The sequence below is a fragment of the Pseudomonas asiatica genome (genome assembly GCF_009932335.1).
In the GTDB taxonomy this organism is placed as follows: domain Bacteria; phylum Pseudomonadota; class Gammaproteobacteria; order Pseudomonadales; family Pseudomonadaceae; genus Aquipseudomonas; species Aquipseudomonas asiatica.
The window spans coordinates 396,487-422,952 of the sequence record NZ_BLJF01000003.1; the positions used below are offsets into that span (position 1 = coordinate 396,487).

Consider the following 26,466-nt stretch of genomic DNA (forward strand, 5'->3'; position numbering starts at 1 on the left):
GCGGAAATCTTACAAAACGCAGAGCATTCATGGTGCTTTGCTTTTTCTGCTGGCGCGCTAGAATGCGCGCCGAAGGGTGTTTGACGAGTAGTCCACACGCTTCGCCAGCCTTTGCTAGGCTTGCCAATAGCGTGTGGCCAGCAGGGGCTAAAGGATTTGTCAGGTCCTGCCAGGAGCAGGGTCTGCTGGGTGCCGCCTCCCATCAGGAGCGCCGACCCTAGGGCAGTGGCCTAACCCACGGCCAGTTGAATTTTCACTGGTGGCTGCCGGTCTACGGCTGCACTGGTCTATAACTAACCTGCTTTTCGCAAGTCATGAGGTAGAACATGAGCGACGACGATCTGGAAAATGATGACCTCGAAGTAGGCGACGAAGACGAGGGCGATGAAGGCCTCGAAGCGGCAGCTGATGATGGCGCCGAAGACGCTGGCGATGACGACAGCAGCCCGGCACCCGCTGCCAAGGGCAAATCCAAGGCCGCGGTCTCGGTAGACGAGATGCCGAGCATGGAAGCCAAGCAGAAGGAGCGTGACGCCCTGGCCAAGGCCATGGAAGAGTTCCTTGCTCGCGGCGGCAAGGTTCAGGAAGTCGAGGCCAACGTGGTCGCCGATCCGCCCAAGAAGCCGGACAACAAGTACGGCAGCCGCCCTATCTGAGTGGCTGATCGAAAAAAAGCCCGCCGTCGCTGCGGGCTTTTTTGTGCCTGTCTGTTTTGTGTTGCCTGTACCGGCCTCTTCGCGGGCTCGCCCGCTCCCACTGGGATCGCGCAGAAGCTGAGAGGGCAGTAAACCTGTGGGAGCGGGCGTGCCCGCGAATGGGCCGCGAAGCGGCGCCTGTCAGCGCCAGCGCGCGAGGATGTCGGGTAACTGCGACAGGCGCTGGATCTCGGCATCAGGCGCCTGTTCGCCTACCCACGCCTTGCCCTGGGGGTTGAACCACACCGCCCGCAGCCCGGCGCGCTGGGCGCCGGCAATGTCATCGCCCGGGTGGTCACCGATGTGCACCGCTGCGCTGGCCTCCACGTCACCGCGGCGCAGGGCTTCGAGGAACGGCGCCGGGTCCGGCTTGCCGATGCCGAGGTCTTCGGCACACAGGGCAAAGCGGAAATAGTCCGCCAGCCCCAGCCGGCTTACGTCGGCATTGCCGTTGGTGACCACGCCCAAGGTGTAGTGATGGCGCAGGATCTCCAGCACCGGCTGCACCTCCGGGAAAATCTCCACCTGGTGGCGGGCATGCAGGAATACTTCGAAACCTTCGTTGGCCAGCTCCTGCGCATGTTTTTCGCTGTAGCCGACTTCTTCCAGGGCATGAAACAGCACCCGTCGACGCAGGGCGCTGATACGGTGCTTCAGGCCGGGTTCGGCTTGTACCAGGCGCTCGCGAATGGCGAACAGGTGCTCCACCGGTACGCCGCCAAGGATCGGGGCGTTGGCTTCGAGCCAGTCGCGCAGCACGACTTCCGCGCTGGCAATCACCGGCGCGGTATCCCACAGGGTGTCGTCGAGGTCGAAGGTGATCAGCTTGATGCTCATGAGTCTGTGCCTTTGCTGCGTTTGGCCCGAGGGTGGGCGCTGTCGTACACCGCGGCCAGGTGCTGGAAGTCCAGGTGGGTGTAGATCTGCGTGGTGCCGATGTCGGCGTGGCCGAGCATCTCCTGCACCGCGCGCAGGTCCTGGGACGATTCCAGCACGTGGCTGGCGAAGGAATGGCGAAGCATGTGCGGGTGCAGGTGCTGGCCCAGCTCGCGCTCACCGGCCGCCTTCACCCGTTGCTGAACGGCCCGTGGGCTGATGCGGTTGCCTTGGCGGGTGATGAAAACCGCGCGGTCGCGCGGGTTGCCGATGCCGCGCAGGCGGTACCAGGCCTGCAATGCCTCGCGGGCCTTGCGGCCGACCGGCAGCACGCGGGCCTTGCCGCCTTTGCCCAGCACCTGCACCAGGCCGGCTGCGAGGTCCAGGTGATCGAGGTCGAGGTTGGTCAGCTCGGACAGGCGCAGGCCCGACGAATAGAACAGTTCGAGGATGGCCTGGTCACGACGGGCGATGAAGTCATCGTCGACACCGCCATCCAGCAGTTGCAGGGCGCGGTCGGTGTCCAGCACCTTGGGCAGCCGGCGTTCGCCCTTGGGCGGGCTCAGGCCGCTGGCCGGGTCGTGCTGGCACAGGCCTTCGCGGTTGAGATAGCGGTACAGGCCACGCACCGCCGACAGCAGCCGGGCCAGGCTGCGCGAGGACTGGCCGTGGTGGTGCTGGCGGGCGATCAGCTGGCGCAGCTGCTGGATCTGCAGCGCCTCCCAACCGGTAATGCCATGTTCTTTGCAGTAGGCGACCACCTTGTCCAGGTCGCGACGGTAGCCCAGCAAGGTGTGCTCGGACACCTGGCGCTCGTTGCGCAGGTGTGCGCAATAAGCCTCCAGCTGGCGTTCCATCAGCGTACCGGGCGCAGGGTCTGGGTAACGCGTGGCACAACGCGGCCAAGCACCTCGGCAATGTAGCCAAGGAACAAGGTGCCGACGCTGCTCTTGTAGTGTTGCGGGTCGCGGCTGCCGATCGCCAGCACCCCGTGCAGGCCCTGGTATTCCAGGGCAGCCACGGCGCTGGAGCCCACTTCCCGGCGCTGTTCTTCACCGAACAGGAAGGCCAGCTCGTGCTCGCGCAGGTTGCCGCTGACCGTCTTGCCGCCACCCAGCAGGGCACCGATGGCCTGCTGCGCTTCGGCGTTGCTCACCCAGCGCCCGACCGGCGCGACGTTTTCGCCGAACAGGATCAGGCTGACGAAGGGCACCTGGAATTCCTGGCGCAGGCTGTCTTCGACTGCCATCACCACTTCCTCCAGGCTGCCGGCGTCGAGCAGGTCGAGGATCAGCCGGCGGGTCTTGTCGAAAAGCCGATCGTTGTCGCGGGCCACGTCCATCAGTTGCGACAGGCGGTGGCGCATCTCGATGTTGCGGTCGCGCAGCAACTTGAGCTGGCGCTCCACCAGCGACACGCTGTCGCCACGCTGGTGAGGGATGCGTTGTTCGATCAGCAACTCGTCGTGCTCGGCGAAGAAGGTGGGGTGGGCGCGCAGGTAGGCGACCACCGCTTCGGCATCGAGCTCGGCGGACTGCTGGGGTACAACCTGGGGCTGATCGGTCATGGCGGTTACTCGCTTAGAGACGAACCTGTCCTTCGTAGACGCGTACGGCTGGGCCAGTCATCAGCACGGGCTTGCCGGGGCCGGCCCACTCGATGTGCAGGCGGCCACCGGGCAGGTCGAGGGATACCGGGGAGTCCATCCAGCCCTGGCTGATCGCCGCCACGGCGGCGGCGCAGGCGCCGGTGCCGCAGGCCTGGGTTTCGCCCGCACCACGTTCCCACACCCGCAGGTTGGCGCGGTGGCGGTCGATGACCTGGAGGAAGCCGGCATTTACCCGCTGCGGGAAGCGTGGGTGGTTTTCGATCTTCGGGCCCAGCTCATGCACAGGGGCGGTACGCACGTCGTCGACACGCAGCACGGCATGCGGGTTCCCCATGGACACGGCGGCAATCGAATGCACCTGGCCGTCGACTTCCAGTGGGTAGTTCAGCGCCTGCTCGTCGGCGACGAAGGGGATTTCGGCAGGGATGAAGCGCGGTGGGCCCATGTCGACACTGATCTGGCCGTCGTTCTGCACGTCCAGCTCGATGATGCCGCTCTTGGTTTCCACGCGGATGCGCTTTTTCGCGGTCAGGCGCTTGTCCAGCACGAAGCGGGCGAAGCAGCGCGCACCGTTGCCGCACTGCTCGACCTCGGAGCCGTCGGCATTGAAGATGCGGTAGCGGAAGTCCACTTCCGGGTTGTTCGGCGCCTCGACGATCAGCAACTGATCGAAGCCTATGCCGGTGTGGCGGTCACCCCATTGCTTGGCGTGCTTGGGCTGGATGTGCGCGTGCTGGCTGACCAGGTCGAGGACCATGAAGTCGTTGCCCAGCCCATGCATCTTGGTAAAACGCAGCAGCATGGGCTTACTCCGGCAGCAGGCTTTCGCCAGCGTACAATTCGGCGATGGTCTCGCGGCGGCGTACTTCGAAGGCCTGGTCGCCGTCGACCAGGATTTCAGCGCAACGGCCACGGGTGTTGTAGTTGGAGCTCATGACAAAACCATAGGCGCCCGCGGACTGTACGGCCAGCAGGTCACCTTCGGCCAGGTTCAGCACGCGGTCCTTGCCGAGGAAGTCGCCAGTCTCGCAGATAGGACCGACCAGGTCGTAGGCACGGCCTTCGCCTGCGCGTGGCTTGACCGCGCTGACACCCATCCAGGCCTGGTACAGGGCCGGGCGGATCAGGTCGTTCATCGCCGCATCGATGATGGCGAAGTCCTTGTGTTCGGTGTGCTTGAGGTATTCCACGCGGGTCAGCAGGACGCCGGCGTTGGCCACGATGTAGCGGCCCGGCTCGAACACCAGGGCCAGGTCGCGGTCGCCGACGCGCTCGCGGATCGCCTTGATGTAGTCGGCCACCAGCGGCGGCTCCTCATCGCGGTAACGCACGCCGACGCCGCCACCCAGGTCCAGGTGGCGCAGATGGATGCCGCACTCGGCCAGGCGGTCGACCAGCACCAGCAGGCGGTCAAGGGCATCGAGGAAAGGCTCGACGGTGGTCAGCTGCGAACCGATGTGGCAGTCGACGCCGACCACTTCCAGGTTCGGCAACTGCGCGGCCCGCACGTAGATGGCCTCGGCGTCGGCGATGGCGATGCCGAACTTGTTCTCTTTCAGGCCGGTGGAGATGTACGGGTGGGTACCGGCGTCGACGTCCGGGTTGACCCGCAGCGAGACCGGGGCAACCTTGCCCATCTCGGCGGCCACTACCTGCAGGCGCTCCAGTTCGTCGGTGGATTCGACGTTGAAGCAGTGCACGCCGACTTCCAGGGCACGGCGCATGTCCTCGCGGGTCTTGCCGACACCGGAGAACACCACGCGGTCGGCACGGCCGCCAGCGGCCAGCACGCGCTCCAGCTCACCGCCAGAGACGATGTCAAAGCCTGCGCCCAGGCGTGCCAGCACGTTCAGCACGCCAAGGTTGGAGTTGGCCTTGACCGCGAAACATACCAGGTGCTCGGTGCCTTGCAGTGCATCGGCGTAGCTACGGTACTGGGCCTCGATGTGGGCGCGCGAATACACGTAGGTAGGGGTGCCGTAGCGTTCGGCGATGGCCGACAGGCCCACGCCTTCCGCGAACAGCTCGCCGTCGCGGTAGTTGAAAGCGTTCATCTGGTTTCCTTACTGCGCTGGCGACTGCTCGGGCTCGGACTGCAGCTCGGGTTGCTGCTCCTGCGTCGGGGCCGGCTTGGCTTTTGGCTGGTACTGGTGCGACTTGTGGCTGGCCTTGCCGTCCTTGCCGTCTTCAGGCAGGTACAGCGGGCCTTTCTGGCCGCAGGCCGAAACGAGGCAGGCAACAGCGACCAGCGCCGCGAGGGAGGAAATCAGGCGCTTCATGGGTGAAATCCTTAGAAATATGCAGTATTGCGCCCGAGTATACCGAGCGACCGACGGCTTGCCTATGCAAGGGCCGGCCCGCCGGGCGGGCTATTCTTACCGCCTGCAAGGGCCCTTTCGCAGTACCTGTGGGAGCGGGCGTGCCCGCGAACACCGGCAAAGCCGGTGCCACACACCGCGGCACCTGATTCGCGGGCATGCCCGCTCCCACAGGTACTGCGCTGGCTTTGAGTTCATGCCAGTGAAGGTAGCGGCTAAACCTTTGCATTCGGCGGCAAGCGCCCGTATCTTGCCGGGCTTGCCTGTAACGCAGCCAATTTCGAGGTTCCTGCAATGAGTTTGAGTGAAGCGCGTTTCCATGATCTGGTCGACGCGACCCAACAGGCCCTGGAAGACCTGTTCGACGAGAGCGGCCTGGATCTGGACATGGAGAACTCCGCTGGTGTCCTGACCATCAAGTTCGACAATGGCAGCACGCTGATCTTCAGCCGCCAGGAGCCGCTGCGCCAGCTGTGGCTGGCCGACCGTTCCGGCGGTTTCCACTTCGACTACGACGAAGAAAGCGGCAAGTGGGTGTGCGAGAAGAGCGAGGAGCTGCTGGGCGAAATGCTCGAGCGCATCGTCTGGGAGCGGGCCGGCGAGAAGCTGGACTTCGACGAGATCTGACATGAGCAGTACCCAGGCCCGGCCGCCCAAACCGCTCTACAGCAACGTCAGCCCCGCCGTGCCGTCGCCGTGCATCAGCGTTTGCCGGCTGGACGAACAGCGGGTGTGCACAGGTTGCCACCGGCATGTCGAGCATATCCGTGAATGGCGTTCGGCCGATGACGAACGGCGCCGGCAGATTTGCCGCGAGGCCCAGGCCCTGCGCGACCAGGCTAAGGCACACTGATCGCAGGGGCTTGAGTATTTACCCGGCTGTGGTAACGTCGGGTTCTGCGTCGGTGACGCCAAAGCCTTCACAAACCCCGCCCTTGGGCGGGGTTTTGCTTTATCTGCACGATGAAAACCGCCTGTTCAAAGGAGTCTGACTGGATCATGAGCACCAAGCCTTCCCTCATCCTCACCCGATTGGACGTACAACGTCTGGAGCGTCTGATCGACAGCCTCGACGAGAGTACGCCGGGTGTGCTCGCCCTGCAGGGCGAGCTGGACCGCGCCGAGCAGGTGGTCGGTCACGAGGAAGTACCGGCTGGCGTGGTGACCATGAACTCGCGTGTGCACTGCCGTGAGGAAGCCAGCGGCAAGGACTACCACCTGACCCTGGTATACCCGAAGGATGCCGGGCCGGAAGGCAAGGTCTCGATCCTGGCGCCGATCGGTTGCGCCTTGCTGGGGTTGTCGGTGGGCGCGCAGATCGACTGGCCGGCGCCGGGGGGCAAGACCCTCAAGCTGAAGCTGCTGGAAGTGGAATACCAGCCGGAAGCGGCGGGCGATTTCGACCTGTAAGGGCTAGGGGGCCGCTTTGCGGCCCATCGCGACACAAGGCCGCTCCTACAGGATTACGCATTCCCTGTAGGAGCAGCCTTGTGTCGCGAAAGGGGCGCAACGCGCCCCCGGCAATTCAAGCCTCTTGCGCCAAAACCTGCTCCAACCCCTCGTTCAAAGCCTGCTCCAGCTCCCGCTTGTAGCGCAGGTACAGCTGCGTCGACCCCAGCTGGTCATCCAGCAACTCGGACAAATCCAGGTCCGTGATGTAACAGCGGTACTGCCCTGCACCACGTCGCTGCCCGATGATCTGCCGGGCCACCACCGCATACAACTGCTCACCATGCTCCAGTTCGGAAAACTCCTGCTGGTCGCAATACAGCGTCACGTGCGCCGCGCCTGCCACCCCGGCCTGGATGATCGCCTGCACCTCATAGTAAGGCTGGTCGCTACCCTCGGCCGGCGCCTGGCGCGGCTCGATGCTGCGCGCCTTGCCTGGCCCGGAAGGCAACAGTTGCGCGTAGTGGATGTCCAGTGAAGCCGCGCGCTGGGTGTCCAGCGGTAGCCGGGCATCACGGCGCATCACCACCGAGCGCAGAAAACGCTGCAGCGGCAACAGCAAGTGAGCTTCGTCGTGCAGCGGCAGGCGTTGCTGCCACAGGGCATTGTATTCATCCAGCACGTACAACTCGGCCCAGCCACCCTGCAGGCGGTAGAACACCTGGATGCAGAAAGGCCGGCCTTGCTCCAGCACCAGGTGCAGGTCGTGGTCCTGCAGGGCGTTGGCATCCAGGTACAGTGGGCTGTAGGCGCTGCGTTCTTCGCCCAGGTGGTTCAGCAGTGCCTCATGCTCGGCCAAGGTGGTGAGGCCGACATGCCCGGGCATCAGCTCCAGCACATGGGTGTGCTGGGCCACCTGCAGCAGGTAGCGGTGGTTCAGGCCCTGGTCCAGCAGCAGTTGTACGGTGTCGAATATTTCCTCCACGCGTTGGCCTATGGCCTGGGCGCGGCTCTGGCAGAAGCAACGCACCCGCACCTTCGGCCGGTGTCCGCGCGGCACGGGGCTGTTGAGGAAGTCGCGCAGGCAGCGCACCAGTGCGTGCTCGCCGTCATAGCGCTGGACCAGTACTTCGTTCCAGCTGTTGAGGATGACCTGGTCCAGGGTCAGGACCAGGTTTTCGCGCACGCCTGCGTAGCTCAAAGAGTCGGTGCGCTCGGTGGTCATCAGGATGTTCAGGTCGCGGTGGTGGCGCAGCGGGTCGATGGCGACGTTGACCAGCAACAGCACCTCGTCGGCAACGCTCGGCTGCAACAAGCGCACCTCGCTGACGGTCGGCAAGGGCAGGGGAATGCTTTGCTGCAGGCAGCCGATCAGGTTGAACAGCTCGAATTCGCTGAGGTCGCTGACACCCGGGTGCAGCGCCAGGCGCGTGCTGCTGTCGATCACCCCGTTGCGATAAGCCCAGGTCAGCAACTCGAGCAGCTCGCGGCAGCGCTTGAGCGGGCTGAAGTGGTCCACCTCATGGGGGCTCAGGTTGCCGGTGTACAGCTCCCAGTGATGGCTGCCGGGCTCCTTGCGATTAGGCGCTTGTACCAGGGTCAGGGTGCCTTCGGCCAGGTCCGGGGCGATACCGGGGTTGATGACTTCGACCTTGCCGGCGCGGCGCTCGAAGGCGGCGTAAAGGCGCCGGCCCAGCACATTGAGATCGCGTTGGTCGGCGCGGCTGCTGGCGTTCTGGGTGCGAGCGAACTGGCTGAGAAATCGGTAGCTATGGTTCAGTTCGGCCACCAGTTCACGGCGCTCGATGGCAACCTGCTGCACCTTCCATTGATTGCGACTGTCCAGCAGGGCCAGCTGGCGCTCGTCCCAACCCCATTCGTCGGCCAGGCGCTGCAACAGCCGGCGTTGCCAGCCATTGGCCCGGGTCGGGTCGCTGAGTTTCTTGTTCACCTTCAGGTACAGGCTGCGCCGCACCAGCTCCAGGCGCGCGTGTTCGCCACGCTGCAGCAGGTAGCGCTCGATGCGCCGGTACACCATCACGTAGGGGTCCAGCTCGTCGAGGTCTAGCTGGTTGGCGAACACTGCCTGCTTGTAGTCCAGGCTCAGGCAGCGAACGGTGGGGTGCTCGCTGGCATAGGCCTCGGTCAGCAGCAGCTTGAGCAGCGACTTGTAGGGCGAGTCGATGCCTTTGAACAGCTGCCACAAGCCGGCGCCGACGAACTCGCCGGGCGGGATGTGCGCCAGGTTGCCGAGATCGAGGGCGTCCTGGCTGCGGATGAAACGCTTGGACAGCAGGGTCTGGGTATAGGTGTGGTAATCGTGTTCCTGGTAGACCGGCACCAGCCACCACAGTGGCGTGCGCCCGGCCAGCCAGATAGTGGTGCGGTAGAACTCGTCCAGCAGCAGATAGTGCTGGGTGGTGCCGCAATCGTCGGAGCCGAGCTGGCCTTCGCGCTGGCCTTGGGCGAAACCTTGCGTGTCGATCAGGAAGAAGTGCGCCTCGGCACCCAGGCTTTCCGCCCATGCCTCTAGCAGCTGGCATTTGCGGCGCAGTTCGTCCAGCAGCTCATCGGCCAGGCCCGGGGCGTGGCAAACCCACAGGTCCATGTCGCTTTGCTCGGCCTGGGCCAGTGAGCCCAGGCTGCCCATCAGGAACAGGCCGTGGATCGGCCACGGTGGGTTGCCATGGCGGGCCTTGTAGGTGAACGAGCGGGCCAGGCGCTGGGCCTCGACTACCAGCTCGGCGCTTGGCTCGTAGCCCGATACGCCGGCGGGGGTGCTGCCGGAGACATAGCCCGGCAGCAACGGGTGGTTCACATGAAACAGCAGCGGCAGCAGTGTCAGCACCTGTTGCTGGCGCGTCGACAGGCCCTCCAGGGCCCGCTGCAGCCGGCCTTGGTTGAGTCGCAGGAAGCGCGTACGCAATGTCGCCAGGACCTTGCGGTCGATGCCTTCGTCCAGGTCGGGGCGGATTTCGTGGGGGTGGTTCATTGCGCACTCGGGCAGGCCAGCGGGGCTGTGGCGAGTGTAGCCTGAGTGGCTGGGTCGGATAAGCGGCAATTGAAATATTGGCGCCATTTTCCCAGCGCGCGTGGGCGGCGGGCTGCAGCTTTCGTAGCGCTTGAGGCATGATGGGCGCCTCCAGCTGATTGCGAGGTTTTCCGATGCGTGTGTGGATCGATGCCGACGCCTGCCCCAAGGCGGCCAAGGATCTGATCGTCAAGTTCGCCCTCAAGCGCAAGTTCGAGGTAGTGATGGTGGCGGGCCAGGCTGTGGCCAAGCCGGCGTTCGCGATCGTGCGCCTGATCGTGGTGCCCAGCGGCATGGACGCAGCCGACGATTACCTGGTGGAGCACGCCGTGCCTGGTGAGTTGGTGATCTGCAGTGACGTGCCTCTGGCCGACCGCCTGGTGAAAAAGGGCGTGGCGGCGCTGGACCCGCGCGGGCGCGAGTTCGACGAGCGCAACATGGGTGATCGGCTGGCGGCGCGCAACTTGTTTACCGAGTTGCGCGAGCAGGGCCAGGTGGGGGGAGGGCAGGCGCCTTATGGCGAGCGCGAGAAGCAGGCGTTTGCCAATGCGCTGGACCGGATCATTGCCCGGTTGTCCAAACCCTGAGGGCAGGCGCGGTCCCTGTAGGAGCGGCCTTGTGTCGCGATCGGGCCGCAGCGCGGCCCCAGGTTTTCAGCTTCGCCGCATAAATTGCCGGGGCCGCTTCGCGGCCCGATCGCGACACAAGGCCGCCCCTACACCGCGCGTGCCAGCAAGAACCTATTCGTGCGTCAGCTCCAGCACCCGATCCACCAGCTTGTAGATCCCGCCAGCCGCTTCACTGATCGACTTGGCCTCCATGTACGCCGGGGTGGTCACCAGCTTGCGCTGGGTGTCCTCGACAATATCGTGCACATCGCACTCTTCATGGGTGCCACCCATCTTCGTCACGGCCGCCGCAGTGCCAGCGTCGGTACCGATGGTGCAGATCACGCCTGGCCCGTAGATCTTCGCCGCCAGCGCCGGCGAGATGCAGATCAGGCCGACCGGCTTGCAGGCGTCGGCAAAGGCTTCGGCCAGGGCCAGCACATCCGGGTTAACGTTGCAGTTGGCGCCTTCCACGGCAAAGTTGGACAGGTTCTTCGCCGCCCCGAAACCGCCCGGCACGATCAGCGCATCGAAGTCTTCGGCCTTGGCCTCGCGGATGTCCTTGACCTCGCCGCGGGCAATGCGCGCCGACTCCACCAGCACATTCCGCGATTCGGGCATTTCCTCGCCGGTCAGGTGGTTGATCACATGCATCTGCGCAATGTTCGGCGCGAAGCACTGCACCTGCGCACCACGCTGGTCGAGGCGCAGCAGGGTGATCACGCTTTCGTGGATTTCGGCGCCGTCATAAACGCCACAGCCGGAAAGAATCACCGCTACTTTTTTTGTCATGCTTTCTACTCCAGTGTCGAGGCGCTAAATGTCCTCTAGTTTGGCAGATGTAGCCATAGGGATTCCTGCAAGCGCGGCCTAATCTTGGCGGATAACGTCTGAGGTCGTACCCATGGACCTGATCCTGCTGGCCGTGCCGTTCTTCTTCGTGCTGATCGCCGTCGAACTGCTGGCCGACCGTGTGCGCGGCCAGCGCAACTTCACCCTGGCCGACTCGATCAACAGCCTCAGCACCGGTGCGCTGTCGACCAGTACCGGGTTGCTGACCAAAGGGGTGGGGCTGGTGACCTATGCCCTGGCGTTCGAACACATGGCGTTGCTGCGCCTGCCGCCGCAGGCCTGGTGGGTGTGGTTGCTGGCCTTTGTCCTGTACGACTTCTGCTACTACTGGCTGCATCGTCTTGGCCACGAGCGCAACGTGCTGTGGGCTGCGCATTCGGTGCATCATCAGAGCGAGGAGTACAACCTCACCACGGCGCTGCGCCAGACCAGCAGTGGGTTCATCTTCTCGTGGCTGTTCTACCTGCCGCTGGCGTTGCTCGGTGTGCCGCCGCTGGTGTTCATCACGGTGGCATCGCTCAACCTGCTGTACCAGTTCTGGGTGCATACCCGGCACATTCCCAAGCTGGGCTGGCTTGAGTGGGTGTTGATCACGCCATCCAACCATCGCGTCCACCATGCGCAAAATCCTGCTTACTTGGATCGCAATTACGGCGGCGTGTTCATTCTCTGGGATCGTCTGTTCGGCACCTTCAAAGAGGAGGACCCAGCCGAGCCGGTGGTGTTCGGGGTGACCACGCCGCTGGCCAGCTGGAACCCGCTGTGGGCCAACCTGCAGTTCTATGCCCAGCTCTGGCACGACGCCCGGCGCACCGACAGCCTGTGGGACAAGCTGCGCATCTGGTTCATGCCCACCGGCTGGCGCCCGGCCGATGTGGCCGCACGCTACCCGCAGGCCAAGCAGGACCTGGCGTTGTTTCGCAAGTTCGAGGTTGCCTTGGGCCGTGCGCAGCAGGCCTATGTGGCGGCGCAATTCGTGGGTTACGTGGCGCTAGGCAGCTATCTGATGGAGGTGGCCGAGCGCGTGCCAATCGCCGCCCTGGTACTTGGCTGGGCGCAGATGGCGTTTGGCTTGTTCGTACTTGGCGCGCTGCTGGAGAACCGACCATGGGCCATACGCCTGGAGTTGGTACGGTTGCTGGCAAATGCGCCGGCGCTTTACCTGGCGGGCGCACTGGGCCTAGCGGTGGTCGTGCCGCCGACCTGGTTGTTCCTCGTGGCTTACAGCCTGCTCAGCCTCTGGGGCCTGGGCTTTGCCCGCCGCCTTGCGCTCCGCGCGCAACGTGCGGAAGCGCCGGCGCAGCCACAACAGGCCGCCCAGCGCCAACAGGCCACCGAGCACCCATAGCTCGTAGCGCTTCACGTTGCCCAGCAGGCCTTCAAGGATGGCGCCGAAGTGATACGCGGCCGCGCCCAGGGCCACTGCCCAGATGGCCGCGCCGATACCGTTCAGCAGCAAATAGCGGCGTGGCGGGTAGCCGGACAGGCCAATGGCCACCGGCATGACCGTGCGCAAGCCATAGACGAAGCGGAAACTCAGTACCCAGATGTCGGGGTGGCGACGGATGTGGTCCAGCGCCCGGTCACCCATCGCCTGCCAGCGTGGCTTGCGCGCCAGGATCCTGCGCCCGTGGCGGCGGCCCATGAAGTACCACAGCTGGTCGCCGGCATAACTGCCGAAAAATGCCACCAGACACACCAGGTTGATGTCCATGTAACCGCGGAACGCAAGGAATCCTGCAAGCACCAGGATGGTCTCGCCTTCGAAGAAGGTGCCTAGAAAAAGGGCGAAGTAGCCGAAATCCTGCAGGAATTGTTGAAGCATTTTCTGAGGTGCTGGCGAAATGAACGCGAAGCCTACCCCTTCGCGCGCGTTCGTGAAAGTGTCCAGATGTGTCTCGACATGAACAATTCCTGCTTGGAGAATGCCAGAAGCCACGCGCCACGGCTTGCCCTGGCGTGTAACACAGGCGTCATAATGGGCGCTTATCTTGCCGCTCAATAGATGATAGGGCGTTAACGTCCTCAGGAACGCCAGATGAATAATGAAGTGCTAACCCCTGTCGCGATCAAGGATGCTCAGGAACTCCCCGAAGAGATGGTGCAGACCCCGCCAGACCTGCCGCCAGCGCCCCTGCCTGCCGAACCGGTGGCAGAGACTGCGGCCCCGGCCCCTGCGCCGGCCCCGGCGATCGTCATCCCAGGCCTGGACGACAGCAGCCTGTACATTCATCGCGAACTCTCGCAGCTGCAGTTCAATATCCGTGTGCTGGAGCAGGCGCTGGACGAGAACTACCCGCTGCTCGAACGCCTCAAGTTCCTGTTGATCTTCTCCAGCAACCTCGACGAATTCTTCGAGATCCGCGTCGCCGGCCTGAAGAAGCAGATCAACTTTGCCCGTGAACAGGCCGGTGCCGACGGCCTGCAGCCGCACCAGGCGCTGGCGCGTATCAGCGACCTGGTGCACAGCGAAGTGGAGCGCCAGTACGCGATCCTCAACGACGTGCTGCTGCCCGAGCTGGAAAAGCACCATATCCGCTTCATCCGCCGGCGTTACTGGACGCCCAAGCTCAAGACCTGGGTGCGCCGCTACTTCCGCGACGAAATCGCCCCGATCATCACCCCGATCGGCCTCGACCCGACCCACCCGTTCCCGCTGCTGGTGAACAAGAGTCTCAACTTCATCGTCGAGCTCGAGGGTGTCGACGCCTTCGGCCGCGATTCGGGCCTGGCGATCATCCCGGCCCCGCGCCTGCTACCGCGGGTCATCCGGGTGCCGGAAGAGGTGGGTGGGCCGGGCGCCAACTATGTGTTCCTGTCGTCGATGATCCACGCGCACGCCGACGACTTGTTCCAGGGCATGAAGGTGAAGGGCTGCTACCAGTTCCGCCTGACCCGTAACGCCGACCTGGCGCTGGACTCCGAAGAGGTCGATGACTTGGCCCGCGCGCTGCGCGGCGAGCTGTTCTCGCGCCGCTACGGTGACGCCGTTCGCCTGGAGGTGGCCGACACCTGCCCGAAACACCTGTCGGACTACCTGCTCAAGCAGTTCAGCCTCAGCGAAAGCGAGCTTTACCAGGTCAACGGCCCGGTCAACCTTACCCGCCTGTTCAGCATCACTGGCCTGGACAGCCACCCCGAGTTGCAGTACACGCCGTTCACCCCGGCGATCCCCAAGCTGCTGCAGAACGCCGACAACATATTCAGCGTGATCGGCAAGCAGGATATCCTGCTGATGCACCCGTTCGAGTCCTTCACCCCGGTGATCGACCTGCTGCGCCAGGCCGCCAAGGACCCGCACGTGCTTGCCGTGCGCCAGACCCTGTACCGTTCCGGGGCCAACTCGGAAATCGTCGATGCGCTGGTGGACGCGGCGCGTAACGGCAAGGAGGTCACTGCGGTGATCGAGTTGCGGGCGCGCTTCGACGAAGAGTCCAACCTGCAGATGGCCAGCCGCCTGCAAGCGGCCGGTGCGGTGGTGATCTACGGCGTGGTCGGCTTCAAGACCCACGCCAAGATGATGCTGATTCTGCGCCGAGAGCACGGCGAGATCGTGCGTTATGCGCACCTGGGCACCGGTAACTACCACGCCGGCAACGCCCGCCTGTATACCGACTACAGCCTGCTGACCTCCGACGACGCCCTCACCGAGGACGTCGGCAAGCTGTTCAGCCAGTTGATCGGCATGGGCAAGACCCTGCGCATGAAGAAGCTGCTGCACGCGCCGTTCACCCTGAAGAAGGGCATGCTCGACATGATCGCGCGGGAAACCCAGTTTGCCCTCGAAGGCAAGCCGGCGCATATCATCGCCAAGTTCAACTCGCTGACCGACGCGAAGGTCATCAAGGCGCTGTACAAGGCCAGCCAGTCGGGCGTGAAGATCGACCTGGTGGTGCGTGGCATGTGCTGCCTGCGCCCAGGCATTCCGGGGGTTTCGCACAACATCCAGGTGCGCTCGATCATCGGCCGCTTCCTCGAGCACACGCGGGTGTTCTACTTCCTCAATGGCGGCGAAGAGCAGATCTACCTGTCCAGTGCCGACTGGATGGAGCGCAACCTCGACAAGCGCGTCGAAACCTGCTTCCCGGTGGAAGGCAAGAAGCTGTTGCTGCGGGTGAAGAAGGAGCTGGAAGGCTACCTGACCGATAACACCCACGCCTGGACCCTGCAGCCGGACGGGCGCTATGTGCGCAGCACGCCGACCGGCAACCAGAACCCGCGCAGTGCCCAGGCGACCCTGCTGGAGCGCCTGAGCAACCCGGTCCTCAACGTACGCTGAGGACGAAGCCGACCCGGGCCAGCCACTCCGCCTCGTTGGCGAAGTCGGCCTGGGTCAGCTGGTTCTGTTCCAGCCAGCCCTCCGGGAAGGCGACATCGAGGCTGCTGTCGGCAGCCTTGAGCTCGACCTTCGGCATCTGCTGATTGCCACGGATGTGGTGGAACAGGATGGCGAAGCGCAGCAGCACGCACAGGCGCAGCAGCTTGACTCCTTCCTCGCCCAGTTCGGCGATCTTGTCCTTTGGGATGTTGCGGCGATGGCCGCGTACCAGCAAGGCCATCATCTGCTGGTCCTCGCGGGAGAAGCCCGACAGGTCGGAGTGCTCGATCAGGTAGGCGCCGTGCTTGTGGTAATGGTAGTGGGCGATATCCAGGCCGATTTCGTGCACTTTCGCCGCCCAGCCCAGTAGATCGCGCCAGTTCCCGTCTTTGAGGTCCCACGCGTCGGCCACCTGGTCGAAGGCGTGCAATGCCTTGCGCTCGACGCGCGCGGCCTGGCCCTGATCCACGTGGTAGCGCTCCATCAGCGAGTTCAGGGTGCGTTCGCGCACGTCTTCGTGGTGGTGGCGGCCCAGCAGGTCGAACAGCACGCCTTCGCGCAGGGCGCCGTCGCAGTGGTCCATGCGCTGCAGTTCCAGGGCATCGAAGATCGCTTCGAGAATCGCCAGGCCCGCCGGGAAGATGGTGCGGCGGTCCGGCTTGACGCCTTCGAAGTCGATCTTGTCGACCTCTCCCAGCTTGAACAGCTTGCGTTTGACCCAGGCCAGCCCTTCGGCGTTGACCTCGCCATTGCCCAGGCCGCCTGCCTTGATGGCGGCGCCGATGGCACGAATGGTACCGGACGAGCCGATGGCCTCGTCCCAGGTCAGGCGGTGCAGGGCATTCTCGATGCTCATCAGCTCCAGGCGCGCGGCGGTGTAGGCCTGGGCGTAGCGGGCCGGGGTTATCTTGCCGTCGCGGAAGTAGCGCTGGGTGAAGCTTACACAGCCCATCTGAAGGCTTTCGCGCAGCAGCGGCTCGAAGCGCTGGCCGATGATGAACTCGGTACTGCCGCCGCCGATATCGGCCACCAGGCGCTTGCCGGGGGTGTCGGCCAGGGTGTGCGACACGCCCAGGTAGATCAGGCGCGCTTCTTCACGGCCGGAGATCACCTCGACCGGGTGGCCAAGGATGGCTTCGGCGCGCTGGATGAATTCGTTGCGGTTGCGCGCTTCGCGCAAGGCGTTGGTACCGACGATGCGCACGGAGCCTGCCGGCATGCCGTTGATCAGTTGGGAAAAGCGCTTGAGGCAATCCAGGCCTCGTTCCATTGCCTCTTCGCTGAGCATGCGTTCTTCGTCGATGCCGGCGGCCAGTTGAACCTTCTCGCCGAGCCGCTCGAGAATGCGGATTTCGGTATGGTGGGCCTTGGCCACGACCATGTGGAAGCTGTTGGAGCCAAGGTCGATGGCGGCGATCAGGGACAAGTTCTTCGCGATGGTATGCGGCATGATCTGGTTGTTCTCGGTCGTTAACCCGGCAATCGTGCCACGATAGCAGGCTGTCGCCAACGCGTGGCACACAGCCGTTGAGCTGGCCTTGATGCAAGGCAATGTGCCATTCGATGCTATGACGTTTGCATGACAGTTTCGATTCGTGGCGTCTTGCACAACTATAGTTACACTCAATCGTCCGCGGCTTCCTGTAGGAGACGGGTGCGGCTATGATGGGCAACGTTTTTTATTGCTTACGACCTTGGAGATTTCCATGAGCGACAAAATCAAACACGTCACCGACGCCAGCTTCGAAGCCGACGTACTGCAGGCTCAAGGCCCGGTGCTGGTCGACTACTGGGCTGAATGGTGCGGCCCATGCAAGATGATCGCTCCGGTTCTGGACGACATCGCTGCCACCTACGAGGGCAAGCTGACCGTCGCCAAGCTGAACATCGACGAGAACCAGGAAACCCCGGCCAAGCACGGCGTGCGTGGTATCCCGACGCTGATGCTGTTCAAGAACGGCAACGTCGAAGCCACCAAGGTCGGCGCCCTGTCCAAATCGCAGCTGGCCGCGTTCCTCGACGCCCACCTGTGATGTAAAAAAGCCCCGCAGATGCGGGGTTTTTTTTGCCTCTGCAAAGGCAGTCTTGCCCATGTAGGAGCAGCCTTGTGCTGCGAAAGGGCCGGTAAGGCTGACGTTGTCGCTGCGGTTGATGGCCTCTTCGCAGCACAAGGCTGCTCCTACGGGCAGGTGTGTTGCAGCTGAAAATGGCAGGGCAAAACCACTAGACGCAGAAAAAAGCAAGTGTTACATTCGGCCTCGCACTGCTTCTCCAGTGCCCTCTACACGCCGTCGCCGAAGCATCCCTAATTCGAATCAGTACGCGATCTTGTCGCCATCTAGCGGCGCGGCCTCATTAAGCCAGAAGCTTAATTCTCCCTTCTTACATGATTACGTCATTCCCCTTATGAACCTGACTGAACTCAAGCAAAAGCCGATTACCGATCTTTTGGAAATGGCCGAACAGATGGGCATCGAAAACATGGCCCGTTCGCGCAAACAGGACGTGATTTTCGCCCTGCTGAAGAAGCACGCGAAAAGCGGCGAAGAGATCTCGGGTGACGGCGTGCTGGAGATTCTCCAGGATGGTTTCGGTTTCCTGCGTTCGGCTGATGCGTCCTACCTGGCCGGCCCTGACGATATCTACGTCTCGCCCAGCCAGATCCGCCGCTTCAACCTGCGTACCGGCGACACCATCGTCGGCAAGATCCGCCCGCCGAAGGAAGGGGAGCGTTACTTCGCCCTGCTGAAGGTCGACACCATCAACTTCGACCGCCCGGAAAACGCGAAGAACAAGATCCTGTTCGAAAACCTGACGCCGCTGTTCCCGAACAAGCGCCTGAAGATGGAAGCCGGTAACGGCTCCACCGAAGACCTGACCGGCCGCGTCATCGACCTGTGCGCCCCGATCGGCAAAGGCCAGCGTGGCCTGATCGTTGCTCCGCCGAAAGCGGGCAAGACGATCATGTTGCAGAACATCGCGGCCAACATCACCCGTAACAACCCCGAGTGCCACCTGATCGTTCTGCTGATCGACGAGCGCCCGGAAGAAGTGACCGAAATGCAGCGCACCGTGCGCGGCGAAGTGGTTGCCTCCACCTTCGACGAGCCGCCAACCCGCCACGTGCAGGTTGCCGAAATGGTAATCGAGAAGGCCAAGCGCCTGGTCGAGCACAAGAAGGATGTGGTCATCCTGCTGGACTCCATCACCCGTCTGGCGCGTGCCTACAACACCGTGATCCCGAGCTCCGGCAAGGTACTGACCGGTGGTGTCGACGCCCACGCCCTGGAGAAGCCGAAGCGCTTCTTCGGCGCCGCGCGTAACATCGAGGAAGGCGGTTCGCTGACCATCATCGCTACCGCGCTGGTCGAAACCGGCTCGAAGATGGACGAAGTGATCTACGAAGAGTTCAAGGGCACCGGCAACATGGAGCTGCCTCTGGACCGCCGCATCGCCGAGAAGCGCGTGTTCCCGGCCATCAACATCAACCGCTCCGGTACCCGCCGCGAAGAGCTGCTGACTGCCGACGACGAGCTGCAGCGCATGTGGATCCTGCGCAAGTTGCTGCACCCGATGGACGAAATCGCCGCCATTGAGTTCCTGGTCGACAAGCTCAAGCAGACCAAGACCAACGACGAGTTCTTCCTGTCGATGAAGCGCAAGTAAGCGTTTCAGGCCGGATTTGATTGGGGCTGCTTCGCAGCCCATCGCCGGCAAGCCAGCTCCCACAGGTACTGTACAGCTCTTGAAGCTTGTGCGGACTCTGTGGGAGCTGGCTTGCCGGCGATGGGGCGCGAAGCGGCCCCAAGTCATTTTTGGCCATTGGGTACTGAACGGCGCTACACTCTGCACCCCCGACCGATACGGCCAACATGAGGCTTCTGCATGCAGTATCGCGACTTGCGCGACTTCATCCGTGGCCTGGAACAGCGCGGCGAGCTCAAGCGCATCCAGGTTCCGATCTCCCCCGTCCTGGAAATGACCGAGGTCTGCGACCGCACCTTGCGTGCCAAGGGCCCTGCATTGCTGTTCGAAAAGCCCACCGGCTTCGACATCCCGGTGCTGGGCAACCTGTTCGGCACCCCGGAACGTGTGGCCATGGGCATGGGCGCCGAGTCGGTCGATGAACTGCGGGAAATCGGCAAGCTGCTGGCCTTCCTCAAGGAGCCCGAGCCGCCGAAGGGTCTGAAGGATGCCTGGTCCAAGCTTCCGATCTTCAAGAAAGTCGTGTCGATGGCGCCGAAAGTGGTCAAGGACGCGGTGTGTCAGGAAGTGGTCATCGAGGGCGATGACGTCGACCTCGGCGCTCTGCCAATCCAGCACTGCTGGCCGGGCGACGTGGCACCGCTGATCACCTGGGGCCTTACCGTCACCCGCGGCCCGAACAAGGACCGTCAGAACCTGGGCATCTACCGCCAGCAGGTTATCGGCCGCAACAAGGTCATCATGCGCTGGCTCAGCCACCGTGGCGGCGCCCTGGACTACCGCGAATGGTGTGAGAAGAACCCTGGCCAGCCGTTCCCGGTCGCCGTGGCCCTGGGCGCCGACCCGGCCACCATCCTCGGCGCCGTGACCCCGGTGCCGGACACCCTCTCCGAGTATGCCTTCGCCGGCCTGCTGCGTGGCAACCGCACCGAACTGGTCAAGTGCCGGGGCAGCAACCTGCAGGTACCGGCCACCGCCGAAATCATCCTGGAAGGCGTGATCCACCCGGGCGAAATGGCCCCGGAAGGCCCGTATGGCGACCACACCGGCTACTACAACGAAGTGGACAGCTTCCCGGTGTTCACCGTGGAGCGCATCACCCATCGGCAGAAACCGATCTACCACAGCACCTACACCGGCCGGCCGCCAGATGAGCCGGCGATCCTCGGCGTGGCGCTGAACGAAGTGTTTGTGCCGATCCTGCAGAAGCAGTTCCCGGAAATCGTCGATTTCTATCTGCCACCGGAAGGCTGCTCGTATCGCATGGCGGTGGTGACCATGAAGAAGCAGTACCCGGGCCACGCCAAGCGCGTGATGCTGGGTGTGTGGTCGTTCCTGCGACAGTTCATGTACACCAAGTTCGTTATTGTCACCGATGACGATATCAATGCCCGTGACTGGAATGACGTGATCTGGGCCATCACCACACGCATGGACCCCAAGCGTGATACGGTGATGATCGACAACACCCCGATCGACTACCTGGACTTCGCGTCACCGGTATCCGGGCTGGGGTCGAAGATGGGCCTGGATGCCACGCACAAGTGGCCGGGCGAGACTACACGCGAATGGGGACGGGTCATCGTCAAGGACGAAGCCGTCACCCGCCGTATCGATGAGCTGTGGGATCAGTTGGGAATAGATTGATGCAGGTAACGTTGCAGCCGTCCGGGGCGGTGCTGGCGCTCGAACCCGGGGAACGGATCCTGGATGGAGCGCGGCGGCTGGGCTATGACTGCCCGAACAGCTGCCGCAATGGCAATTGCCATGTCTGCGCCGCGTTGTTGGTCGAAGGCCGGGTACGCCAGGACGGCGAAGTCCTCGACCATGGCGAGCTGTTCACCTGTATTGCCGAACCGCTGGAGGACTGCGTGTTGCTCTGGGATGGTGTGCTCGCCCTTGGCGAGCTGCCGGTGCGCAAACTGGCGTGCAGTGTCAGTGAGTGCGTCGAGGTCGGTGGCGACGTCTGGCGCGTGCGGTTGCGCGCGCCGGCTGGCAGGCCGCCGCGCTATCACGCGGGGCAGTACCTGATGATCGAGCGCGAAGGCGGCAAGCAGGCGGCGTTTTCGCTGGCTTCCGCACCCCATGCCGGACGCGAGCTGGAGCTGCATGTGCTGGCGCGCGAGCCCAGTGCGCTGCAACTTATCGAGCAGCTCAAGCGCGACGGCCTGGCGCGCATTGAAATGCCGTTCGGTGACACCCACCTGGCCGAGTTGCCCGATGGGCCGCTGGTGCTAATCGCTGCTGGCACCGGCATGGGTCAGATGCACAGCCTGGTCGAGCATTGCCGGGCACAGGGTTTCAAGCACCCGGTGCACCTGTACTGGGGCGTGCGTCGGCCCGAGGACTTCTACCAGATCGAGCACTGGGACGAGTGGCAGCGCCTGCCCAACCTGTTCCTGCACCAGGTGGTCAGCGACCTGTGCGGTTGGGAAGGCCGTTGCGGCATGCTGCATGAGGCGGTCTGCGAAGACATCGCCGATCTCAACAGCGTGCATGTATATGCCAGCGGCTCGCCGAACATGATCTATGCCACGCTCGACGCCTTGGTCGAAGCCGGCATGGATGCGCATCGCATGCGTGCCGATGTGTTTGCCTACGCACCGCGCGGCTAATAACTGGAGTTTGAAAGTATTGGTATAAGGCGGTAATTGTTACCGCCTTGGCTAATAACTTTCACAGTTGCTGAAACAGTACTTTCCAGTCGTCGGGAGCGAGGATGAAACTCTGGCGCGAGGGCTTGAGTATTCCTGCACTTCTGTCCTATGGTTACTGCAAGCGCCCTTGGTACAGAGGCTGGGGGCGCATCGTAATCGAATCTCGCTACATCCGTAGTTCACAGGGATAATGGCGGCAGCTTATGTCGGCACTTGAAAGTATGTCCTGGGAAGTTTCATATCCACCGACACTCGACTTCGGTCAGCAACATACTCGCGAACAGTTGTTCAATTCCATGAAGACAACCATGTCTCGCCATCAGGGTGGGCCGGTGTGGCTGTTCGCCTATGGTTCGTTGATCTGGCGACCGGAGTGCAACTCGGTGGAGCGCCAGCGCGCGCGGGTGCATGGTTACCACCGTGGCTTGTACCTGTGGTCGCATGAGCACCGTGGCACCCCGGAAACCCCTGGCCTGGTGTTCGGCCTGGACCGTGGTGGCTCCTGCAGCGGTTTTGCCTACCGGCTGGATGACAGCAGCCTGGACGATTCGCTGATGGCCTTGTGGCAGCGCGAGATGCCGTACCCGGCGTACCGGCCGCACTGGCTCAGCTGCCGGTTGGGTGATGGCAGCAAGGTGCAGGCCCTGGGTTTCGTGCTGGAGCGGCATTTGCCGTGCTATGCCGGGAACCTGCCGGACACCCTGCTAAGCCAGATCCTGGCCAGTGCCAAGGGGCGCTATGGCACTACGCGTGATTATGTCGAACAGACCTTGAATGCCCTGCGCAGCCACCAGATGCCCGATCGCAACCTGGAGGCGCGGTTCAGGCGCTGCCATAACCTGCGCGAAGTCTGATTGGCCTGCACCAGCCTCTTCGCGGGCACGCCCGCTCCCACAGGTACTCCACTGGCCTTGGACACTGTGGAGATCCTGTGGGAGCCGGCTTGCCGGCGATAGGGCCCTGACAGGCAACAGATTTCTCAATCCTTACCTGGCCAGCACCACCAACTTACCCACAGCCTGACGCTGCCCCAACTTTTCAATGGCAGCCCCTGCCTCAGCCAGTGGATAAGTCTGCGACACCAGCGGCTTCAACTTGCCTTCGGCATGCCATGCAAACAGCTGCCGGAAGTTGGCCGCATTGTCCTCCGGCTGACGCTGGGCAAACGCCCCCCAGAATACCCCGAGCACCGCCGCACCCTTGAGCAACACCAGGTTGGCCGCCAGCTGCGGGATGGTCCCGCTGGCAAAGCCCACCACCAGCAACCGGCCATTCCAGGCCAGCCCGCGCACGGCCTGCTCGAACAACTCGCCACCCACCGGGTCGTAGATCACGTCTACGCCCTGGCCACCGGTCAGGCGCTTGATCTCGTCACGCAGGCTGGCCTGGCTGTAGTCGATCAGTTCATCCGCGCCGGCTGCCTTGGCCACGGCCAGTTTTTCCGCACTGCTGGCGGCCGCGATCACCCGCGCGCCCATGGCCTTGCCGATCTCCACCGCCGCCAGGCCGACCCCGCCGGACGCACCCAGCACCAACAGCGTCTCGCCCGCCTGCAACTGGCCGCGCTGGCGCAGGGCGTGCATGGAGGTTCCGTATGTCATGCCGAATGCCGCGGCAGTGGTGAAGTCCATGCTCGCCGGGATCGGCAACACATTGTAGAACGGCACCGCCACCTGCTCGGCGAATGCACCCCAGCCGGTCAGCGCCATGACCCGGTCACCGACCTTGAACGCGCCGGCCTTTTCCCCGACTGCGGCCACCACGCCCGCTGCCTCGCCGCCGGGGGAGAACGGCAACGGTGGCTGGAACTGGTACTTGCCTTCGATGATCAGGGTGTCGGGGAAGTTGACCCCTGCGGCCTGCACATCCAGCAGGATCTCGTTTTTCTTCGGCACCGGGCTGGCTACCTCTTCCAGCACCAGGTCGCGCGCCGGGCCCAGGGTTTTGCACAACACAGCTTTCATCGGGGCTATTCCTTTGCGGGTCGTGGCCGATAAGTGTAGGAGGGCCGCCTGCCCGGTCAACGAGCATGGGGCGCCCTGATGTGCAGGCATAAGTGGCGGCACAAGCACGGGCTTGGGTTTGAGCGGCATGCTGGGTAAGCTGGCACCAACTGTATTGAGGAGCGAATTCTTGAAAGCGTGGATCTTGATGGTGCTGGCGCTGCTGCTGCCGGCTGCGGCCATGGGCGAGGAAGCCAAGGAAGGGGCGCCGAAAGTCGCCTACATCAGCCTGAGTCCGCCCTTTGTGGGCAACTACGCCCTCGACGGTAGCCCGCGGCTGCGCGTGTACAAGGCCGACGTGGCCCTGCGCGTGACCGGCGACGAAGCCGCCAAGGCGGTGAAGCACCACGAGCCGCTGATCCGCAACCAGCTGGTGGCGCTGTTCACCCAACAGTCGGTGGACAGCATGAGCAACGTCGAGGCCAAGGAGCATCTTCGCCAGGAAGCGCTGAAACAGGTGCAGCAGGTGATGGAAGCCGAAGAAGGCAAGCCGATCGTTGAAGACCTGCTATTCAACAACCTGATCGTGCAGTGATCTGAAGCATTGTGAGGTCGATTGCTGGTGAGCTGGATTGAAGTCAGGCTTACCACGGTTGTAGGACTTTTCCGTCTTTCCTGTAAGCCCGCCAGTTTTCGGTTTCTGAAGCCAAGGCCGAGCTAAATTGTGCCTTGTCTTCAGTTGCTTGAGAGTGTTGGCAATGCCTTTGAAGTACCAGCCGAAAGAGGCGACTGTACTGATGTGCGACTTTTCAGGCTTTCAAGTGCCTGAAATGATCAAGGTGCGCCCCGTTGTCGTTCTTCGCAAGCACAGTCAAAACCGTCAGTTGGTGACGATAATCCCACTGAGCACCACCGCACCGGATCAACTGACAAGGCATCACGTTGTGCTGCCGAGTTATCTGCCTGGCCCGGCCCCGACATGCTGGGCCAAGTGCGACATGATCTACACGGTAGCTACCTCCAGACTGGACAGATGTCGGATCAGATCGCGCCAGGGCGGTGGTCGGGAATACATGACCTTTACAATGCGGCCGGAGCACTTCGCCGCCGTGAGGGCTGCTGTTGGTTTTACGCTGGGTTTCTCACATCCAGCAACAGTGCAGTCTGTTGGCAATGTAACGCTCGATGCGTGATAATGGGCCCGTTCCCGTAAGGGGCTTGCAAGACTCTGCGGATCCTGGTTCAACCAGCAATTACAGAGCCGGGCAGGTGTACGGCGATGACAAGCCGACCTGTCTGTGAGTAGGGCGCCGAAAGGCGCCCTTTGTCTTTGTGCTAGATACCAATTTGGATCAGGACGCCAGGCTTCGGCGAAACCGCGCCAGCGCCACGCCGAAGAACACCAGCCCGATCACGGCCAGCGCCAGGATGTCCGGCCACACCACCGTCCAACCGGCATCACGAAACAGAATTGCGGCGCCAAGGCTGACAAAGTGCGTCGACGGCGACCCCTGCATCACCCACTGCAGCCACTGCGGCATGCTGTCCAGCGGTGTGCTGCCGCCGGAAAGCAACAGCATCGGGATGATCACCGGGATCGCCAGCAGGCCGAATTGTGGCGTCGAGCGCGCCAGGGTGGCGAGGAAGATGCCCAGTGCGGTACTGACGAACAGGTAGAGCGCCGTCACGGCCAGGAACAGGCCCATCGAACCGGACAGCGGCACGCCAAGCGCGCCCTTGACCACCACCACCAGCGAAATCCAGGTACAGATCACCACTACCAGCGCGTTGCTGGCAATCTTCGCCAGCATGATTTCCAGCGCGGTCAGCGGTAGCACCAGCAGGTGGTCGAGGGTGCCGTGCTCGCGCTCGCGCAGCAACGCGGTGCCGGTGAGGATGATCGCCAGTATGGTGATGTTGTTGACGATCTGGATCACCGCAAGGAACCAGCCGCCCTCCAGGTTGGGGTTGAACAGAGCCTTGGCGTTTATTATCACCGGGCTCTGTGTGTTGCTGCGCTGGCTGTAGTCGAGCAACTCGCGTTCGAAGATGCGGCCGATGTAGCCGGCACCCATGAACGCCTGGCTCATGGCCGTGGCGTCGACATAGATCTGCAGTTCCGGCGAGCGCCCGGCCAGCAGGTCGCTCTGGAAGTTCACCGGCACGTTGATCACGAAGGTGTACTGGCCGCTGTCCATGGCCTGGTCCAGACGCTGCGGGGCCAGTGGCACGGCGGGCTGGAACTCGGGTGGTTGCAGGGCTTCACCAAGCTTGCGCGATAGCAGGCTGTGGTCTTCGTCCACCATCGCGACACTGGCGTTGTGCACGCCGATCACCGAGCCGGCTGCCGGCATGTAGATGGCCACGCTGAAGGCATACAGCAGGAACAGCAGTAGCACGCTGTCATGGCGCAGGCTGGTCAGCTCTTTCAGGCCAAGACGCAGGGTGTGGTTCAGGCGTGACAT

The 26,466-nt window shown here is 63.3% G+C and carries 25 protein-coding genes and 1 pseudogene; 14 read left to right on the forward strand and 12 right to left on the reverse strand.

Annotation, left to right across the window (positions count from 1 at the left end; translation table 11 throughout):
• Positions 1–326: 326 nt before the first annotated feature.
• Positions 327–656: a transcriptional regulator SutA gene (sutA, locus tag GYA95_RS24380; RefSeq protein ID WP_013974748.1), complete on the forward strand. Its 330-nt coding sequence runs from the start codon at positions 327–329 to the stop codon at positions 654–656.
• A 180-nt stretch (positions 657–836) separates the two neighbouring features.
• Here sutA and GYA95_RS24385 read toward each other — a convergent pair whose 3' ends face one another.
• From GYA95_RS24385 to lptM, 6 genes are read right to left on the reverse strand one after another with little or no spacing between them, the layout of a single operon-like run.
• Positions 837–1,532: an HAD family hydrolase gene (locus GYA95_RS24385; protein ID WP_013974747.1), complete on the reverse strand. Its 696-nt coding sequence runs from the start codon at positions 1,530–1,532 to the stop codon at positions 837–839.
• Complete coding sequence (gene xerC / locus GYA95_RS24390) at positions 1,529–2,428, reverse strand: tyrosine recombinase XerC (protein WP_015272253.1); 900 nt, start codon at positions 2,426–2,428, stop codon at positions 1,529–1,531. Before xerC ends, GYA95_RS24385 begins: the two co-directional genes overlap by 4 nt.
• On the reverse strand, positions 2,428–3,138 hold the full coding sequence (locus GYA95_RS24395) for a DUF484 family protein (protein WP_015272252.1): 711 nt from the start codon (positions 3,136–3,138) through the stop codon (positions 2,428–2,430). The genes xerC and GYA95_RS24395 overlap by 1 nt, the downstream gene beginning before the upstream one ends.
• A gap of 13 nt (positions 3,139–3,151) precedes the next feature.
• Positions 3,152–3,982, reverse strand: a complete 831-nt coding sequence (gene dapF / locus GYA95_RS24400; RefSeq protein ID WP_013974744.1) for a diaminopimelate epimerase — start codon at positions 3,980–3,982, stop codon at positions 3,152–3,154.
• A gap of 4 nt (positions 3,983–3,986) precedes the next feature.
• The gene (gene lysA / locus GYA95_RS24405) at positions 3,987–5,234 is read right to left on the reverse strand and encodes a diaminopimelate decarboxylase (RefSeq protein ID WP_015272250.1); all 1,248 of its coding nucleotides are present in this window, start codon (positions 5,232–5,234) and stop codon (positions 3,987–3,989) included.
• 9 nt (positions 5,235–5,243) lie between these two features.
• Complete coding sequence (lptM, locus tag GYA95_RS24410) at positions 5,244–5,459, reverse strand: LPS translocon maturation chaperone LptM (protein WP_004375542.1); 216 nt, start codon at positions 5,457–5,459, stop codon at positions 5,244–5,246.
• Positions 5,460–5,792: 333 nt separating this feature from the next.
• Between lptM and cyaY the strand changes: the two genes are divergently transcribed.
• The 3 genes from cyaY to rnk all read left to right on the forward strand — a co-directional run bounded on the left by cyaY (position 5,793) and on the right by rnk (position 6,908).
• Positions 5,793–6,125, forward strand: a complete 333-nt coding sequence (cyaY, locus tag GYA95_RS24415; RefSeq protein WP_004375540.1) for an iron donor protein CyaY — start codon at positions 5,793–5,795, stop codon at positions 6,123–6,125.
• Position 6,126: 1 nt separating this feature from the next.
• A complete protein-coding gene (locus GYA95_RS24420; RefSeq protein WP_013974742.1) occupies positions 6,127–6,351 on the forward strand; it encodes a DUF1289 domain-containing protein in 225 nt (74 codons plus the stop codon).
• Between the two features lie 146 nt (positions 6,352–6,497).
• Entirely contained in the window at positions 6,498–6,908 is a 411-nt protein-coding gene (gene rnk, locus GYA95_RS24425; RefSeq protein WP_015272249.1) for a nucleoside diphosphate kinase regulator, read from the forward strand.
• Between the two features lie 115 nt (positions 6,909–7,023).
• On the opposite strand, the gene GYA95_RS24430 is transcribed toward rnk, so the two are convergent.
• A complete protein-coding gene (locus GYA95_RS24430) occupies positions 7,024–9,879 on the reverse strand; it encodes a class I adenylate cyclase (protein ID WP_015272248.1) in 2,856 nt (951 codons plus the stop codon).
• 173 nt (positions 9,880–10,052) lie between these two features.
• On the opposite strand from GYA95_RS24430, the gene GYA95_RS24435 reads away from it, so the two are divergent.
• Positions 10,053–10,505: a YaiI/YqxD family protein gene (locus tag GYA95_RS24435; RefSeq protein ID WP_013974739.1), complete on the forward strand. Its 453-nt coding sequence runs from the start codon at positions 10,053–10,055 to the stop codon at positions 10,503–10,505.
• A gap of 153 nt (positions 10,506–10,658) precedes the next feature.
• On the opposite strand, the gene elbB is transcribed toward GYA95_RS24435, so the two are convergent.
• On the reverse strand, positions 10,659–11,318 hold the full coding sequence (gene elbB / locus GYA95_RS24440; protein ID WP_015272247.1) for an isoprenoid biosynthesis glyoxalase ElbB: 660 nt from the start codon (positions 11,316–11,318) through the stop codon (positions 10,659–10,661).
• A 310-nt stretch (positions 11,319–11,628) separates the two neighbouring features.
• On the opposite strand from elbB, the pseudogene GYA95_RS28080 reads away from it, so the two are divergent.
• Positions 11,629–12,057: pseudogene (locus GYA95_RS28080) on the forward strand (sterol desaturase family protein); the annotation flags it as partial.
• Between the two features lie 501 nt (positions 12,058–12,558).
• Here the strand turns inward: GYA95_RS28080 and GYA95_RS24450 are convergent.
• Complete coding sequence (locus tag GYA95_RS24450) at positions 12,559–13,203, reverse strand: DedA family protein (RefSeq protein WP_015272245.1); 645 nt, start codon at positions 13,201–13,203, stop codon at positions 12,559–12,561.
• Between the two features lie 213 nt (positions 13,204–13,416).
• Here GYA95_RS24450 and ppk1 point away from each other — a divergent pair, with 213 nt between their 5' ends.
• On the forward strand, positions 13,417–15,657 hold the full coding sequence (gene ppk1, locus GYA95_RS24455; protein WP_013974735.1) for a polyphosphate kinase 1: 2,241 nt from the start codon (positions 13,417–13,419) through the stop codon (positions 15,655–15,657).
• On the opposite strand, the gene ppx is transcribed toward ppk1, so the two are convergent.
• Positions 15,644–17,146: an exopolyphosphatase gene (gene ppx, locus GYA95_RS24460; protein WP_004375529.1), complete on the reverse strand. Its 1,503-nt coding sequence runs from the start codon at positions 17,144–17,146 to the stop codon at positions 15,644–15,646. The two genes, ppk1 and ppx, sit on opposite strands and share 14 nt — an antisense overlap.
• 256 nt (positions 17,147–17,402) lie before the next feature.
• Between ppx and trxA the strand changes: the two genes are divergently transcribed.
• From trxA to GYA95_RS24485, 5 genes are all read left to right on the forward strand, one after another.
• On the forward strand, positions 17,403–17,729 hold the full coding sequence (gene trxA, locus GYA95_RS24465) for a thioredoxin TrxA (protein ID WP_012274768.1): 327 nt from the start codon (positions 17,403–17,405) through the stop codon (positions 17,727–17,729).
• 373 nt (positions 17,730–18,102) lie between these two features.
• Complete coding sequence (rho, locus tag GYA95_RS24470) at positions 18,103–19,362, forward strand: transcription termination factor Rho (protein ID WP_003253661.1); 1,260 nt, start codon at positions 18,103–18,105, stop codon at positions 19,360–19,362.
• 219 nt (positions 19,363–19,581) lie between these two features.
• Positions 19,582–21,048, forward strand: coding sequence for a 4-hydroxy-3-polyprenylbenzoate decarboxylase (ubiD, locus tag GYA95_RS24475; protein ID WP_013974733.1), 1,467 nt, complete (start codon positions 19,582–19,584; stop codon positions 21,046–21,048).
• Positions 21,048–22,016 (forward strand): CDP-6-deoxy-delta-3,4-glucoseen reductase, encoded by a 969-nt coding sequence (locus GYA95_RS24480; RefSeq protein WP_015272244.1) that lies wholly within the window; start codon positions 21,048–21,050, stop codon positions 22,014–22,016. The genes ubiD and GYA95_RS24480 overlap by 1 nt, the downstream gene beginning before the upstream one ends.
• Positions 22,017–22,261: 245 nt before the next feature.
• On the forward strand, positions 22,262–22,912 hold the full coding sequence (locus GYA95_RS24485; protein ID WP_043935995.1) for a gamma-glutamylcyclotransferase: 651 nt from the start codon (positions 22,262–22,264) through the stop codon (positions 22,910–22,912).
• Positions 22,913–23,044: 132 nt separating this feature from the next.
• Here the strand turns inward: GYA95_RS24485 and GYA95_RS24490 are convergent, their stop codons facing one another.
• On the reverse strand, positions 23,045–24,022 hold the full coding sequence (locus GYA95_RS24490) for an NADPH:quinone oxidoreductase family protein (protein WP_015272242.1): 978 nt from the start codon (positions 24,020–24,022) through the stop codon (positions 23,045–23,047).
• Between the two features lie 169 nt (positions 24,023–24,191).
• Between GYA95_RS24490 and GYA95_RS24495 the strand changes: the two genes are divergently transcribed.
• Positions 24,192–24,596, forward strand: a complete 405-nt coding sequence (locus GYA95_RS24495; protein ID WP_003259380.1) for a flagellar basal body-associated protein FliL — start codon at positions 24,192–24,194, stop codon at positions 24,594–24,596.
• Between the two features lie 163 nt (positions 24,597–24,759).
• Positions 24,760–25,194, forward strand: coding sequence for a type II toxin-antitoxin system PemK/MazF family toxin (locus GYA95_RS24500; RefSeq protein ID WP_043935993.1), 435 nt, complete (start codon positions 24,760–24,762; stop codon positions 25,192–25,194).
• 159 nt (positions 25,195–25,353) lie between these two features.
• Here GYA95_RS24500 and GYA95_RS24505 read toward each other — a convergent pair whose 3' ends face one another.
• Positions 25,354–26,466 carry an ABC transporter permease gene (locus GYA95_RS24505; RefSeq protein ID WP_015272240.1) on the reverse strand — a complete coding sequence of 371 codons (1,113 nt, stop codon included), beginning with the start codon at positions 26,464–26,466 and terminating at the stop codon, positions 25,354–25,356.

Coding starts and splice junctions, on each gene's coding strand:
- sutA (WP_013974748.1), top strand. CDS start 327: ATGAGCGACGACGATCTGGAAAATGATGACCTCGAAGTAGGCGACGAA.
- GYA95_RS24385 (WP_013974747.1), bottom strand. CDS start 1,532: ATGAGCATCAAGCTGATCACCTTCGACCTCGACGACACCCTGTGGGAT.
- xerC (WP_015272253.1), bottom strand. CDS start 2,428: ATGGAACGCCAGCTGGAGGCTTATTGCGCACACCTGCGCAACGAGCGC.
- GYA95_RS24395 (WP_015272252.1), bottom strand. CDS start 3,138: ATGACCGATCAGCCCCAGGTTGTACCCCAGCAGTCCGCCGAGCTCGAT.
- dapF (WP_013974744.1), bottom strand. CDS start 3,982: ATGCTGCTGCGTTTTACCAAGATGCATGGGCTGGGCAACGACTTCATG.
- lysA (WP_015272250.1), bottom strand. CDS start 5,234: ATGAACGCTTTCAACTACCGCGACGGCGAGCTGTTCGCGGAAGGCGTG.
- lptM (WP_004375542.1), bottom strand. CDS start 5,459: ATGAAGCGCCTGATTTCCTCCCTCGCGGCGCTGGTCGCTGTTGCCTGC.
- cyaY (WP_004375540.1), top strand. CDS start 5,793: ATGAGTTTGAGTGAAGCGCGTTTCCATGATCTGGTCGACGCGACCCAA.
- GYA95_RS24420 (WP_013974742.1), top strand. CDS start 6,127: ATGAGCAGTACCCAGGCCCGGCCGCCCAAACCGCTCTACAGCAACGTC.
- rnk (WP_015272249.1), top strand. CDS start 6,498: ATGAGCACCAAGCCTTCCCTCATCCTCACCCGATTGGACGTACAACGT.
- GYA95_RS24430 (WP_015272248.1), bottom strand. CDS start 9,879: ATGAACCACCCCCACGAAATCCGCCCCGACCTGGACGAAGGCATCGAC.
- GYA95_RS24435 (WP_013974739.1), top strand. CDS start 10,053: ATGCGTGTGTGGATCGATGCCGACGCCTGCCCCAAGGCGGCCAAGGAT.
- elbB (WP_015272247.1), bottom strand. CDS start 11,318: ATGACAAAAAAAGTAGCGGTGATTCTTTCCGGCTGTGGCGTTTATGAC.
- GYA95_RS24450 (WP_015272245.1), bottom strand. CDS start 13,203: ATGCTTCAACAATTCCTGCAGGATTTCGGCTACTTCGCCCTTTTTCTA.
- ppk1 (WP_013974735.1), top strand. CDS start 13,417: ATGAATAATGAAGTGCTAACCCCTGTCGCGATCAAGGATGCTCAGGAA.
- ppx (WP_004375529.1), bottom strand. CDS start 17,146: ATGCCGCATACCATCGCGAAGAACTTGTCCCTGATCGCCGCCATCGAC.
- trxA (WP_012274768.1), top strand. CDS start 17,403: ATGAGCGACAAAATCAAACACGTCACCGACGCCAGCTTCGAAGCCGAC.
- rho (WP_003253661.1), top strand. CDS start 18,103: ATGAACCTGACTGAACTCAAGCAAAAGCCGATTACCGATCTTTTGGAA.
- ubiD (WP_013974733.1), top strand. CDS start 19,582: ATGCAGTATCGCGACTTGCGCGACTTCATCCGTGGCCTGGAACAGCGC.
- GYA95_RS24480 (WP_015272244.1), top strand. CDS start 21,048: ATGCAGGTAACGTTGCAGCCGTCCGGGGCGGTGCTGGCGCTCGAACCC.
- GYA95_RS24485 (WP_043935995.1), top strand. CDS start 22,262: ATGTCGGCACTTGAAAGTATGTCCTGGGAAGTTTCATATCCACCGACA.
- GYA95_RS24490 (WP_015272242.1), bottom strand. CDS start 24,022: ATGAAAGCTGTGTTGTGCAAAACCCTGGGCCCGGCGCGCGACCTGGTG.
- GYA95_RS24500 (WP_043935993.1), top strand. CDS start 24,760: ATGCCTTTGAAGTACCAGCCGAAAGAGGCGACTGTACTGATGTGCGAC.
- GYA95_RS24505 (WP_015272240.1), bottom strand. CDS start 26,466: ATGTCACGCCTGAACCACACCCTGCGTCTTGGCCTGAAAGAGCTGACC.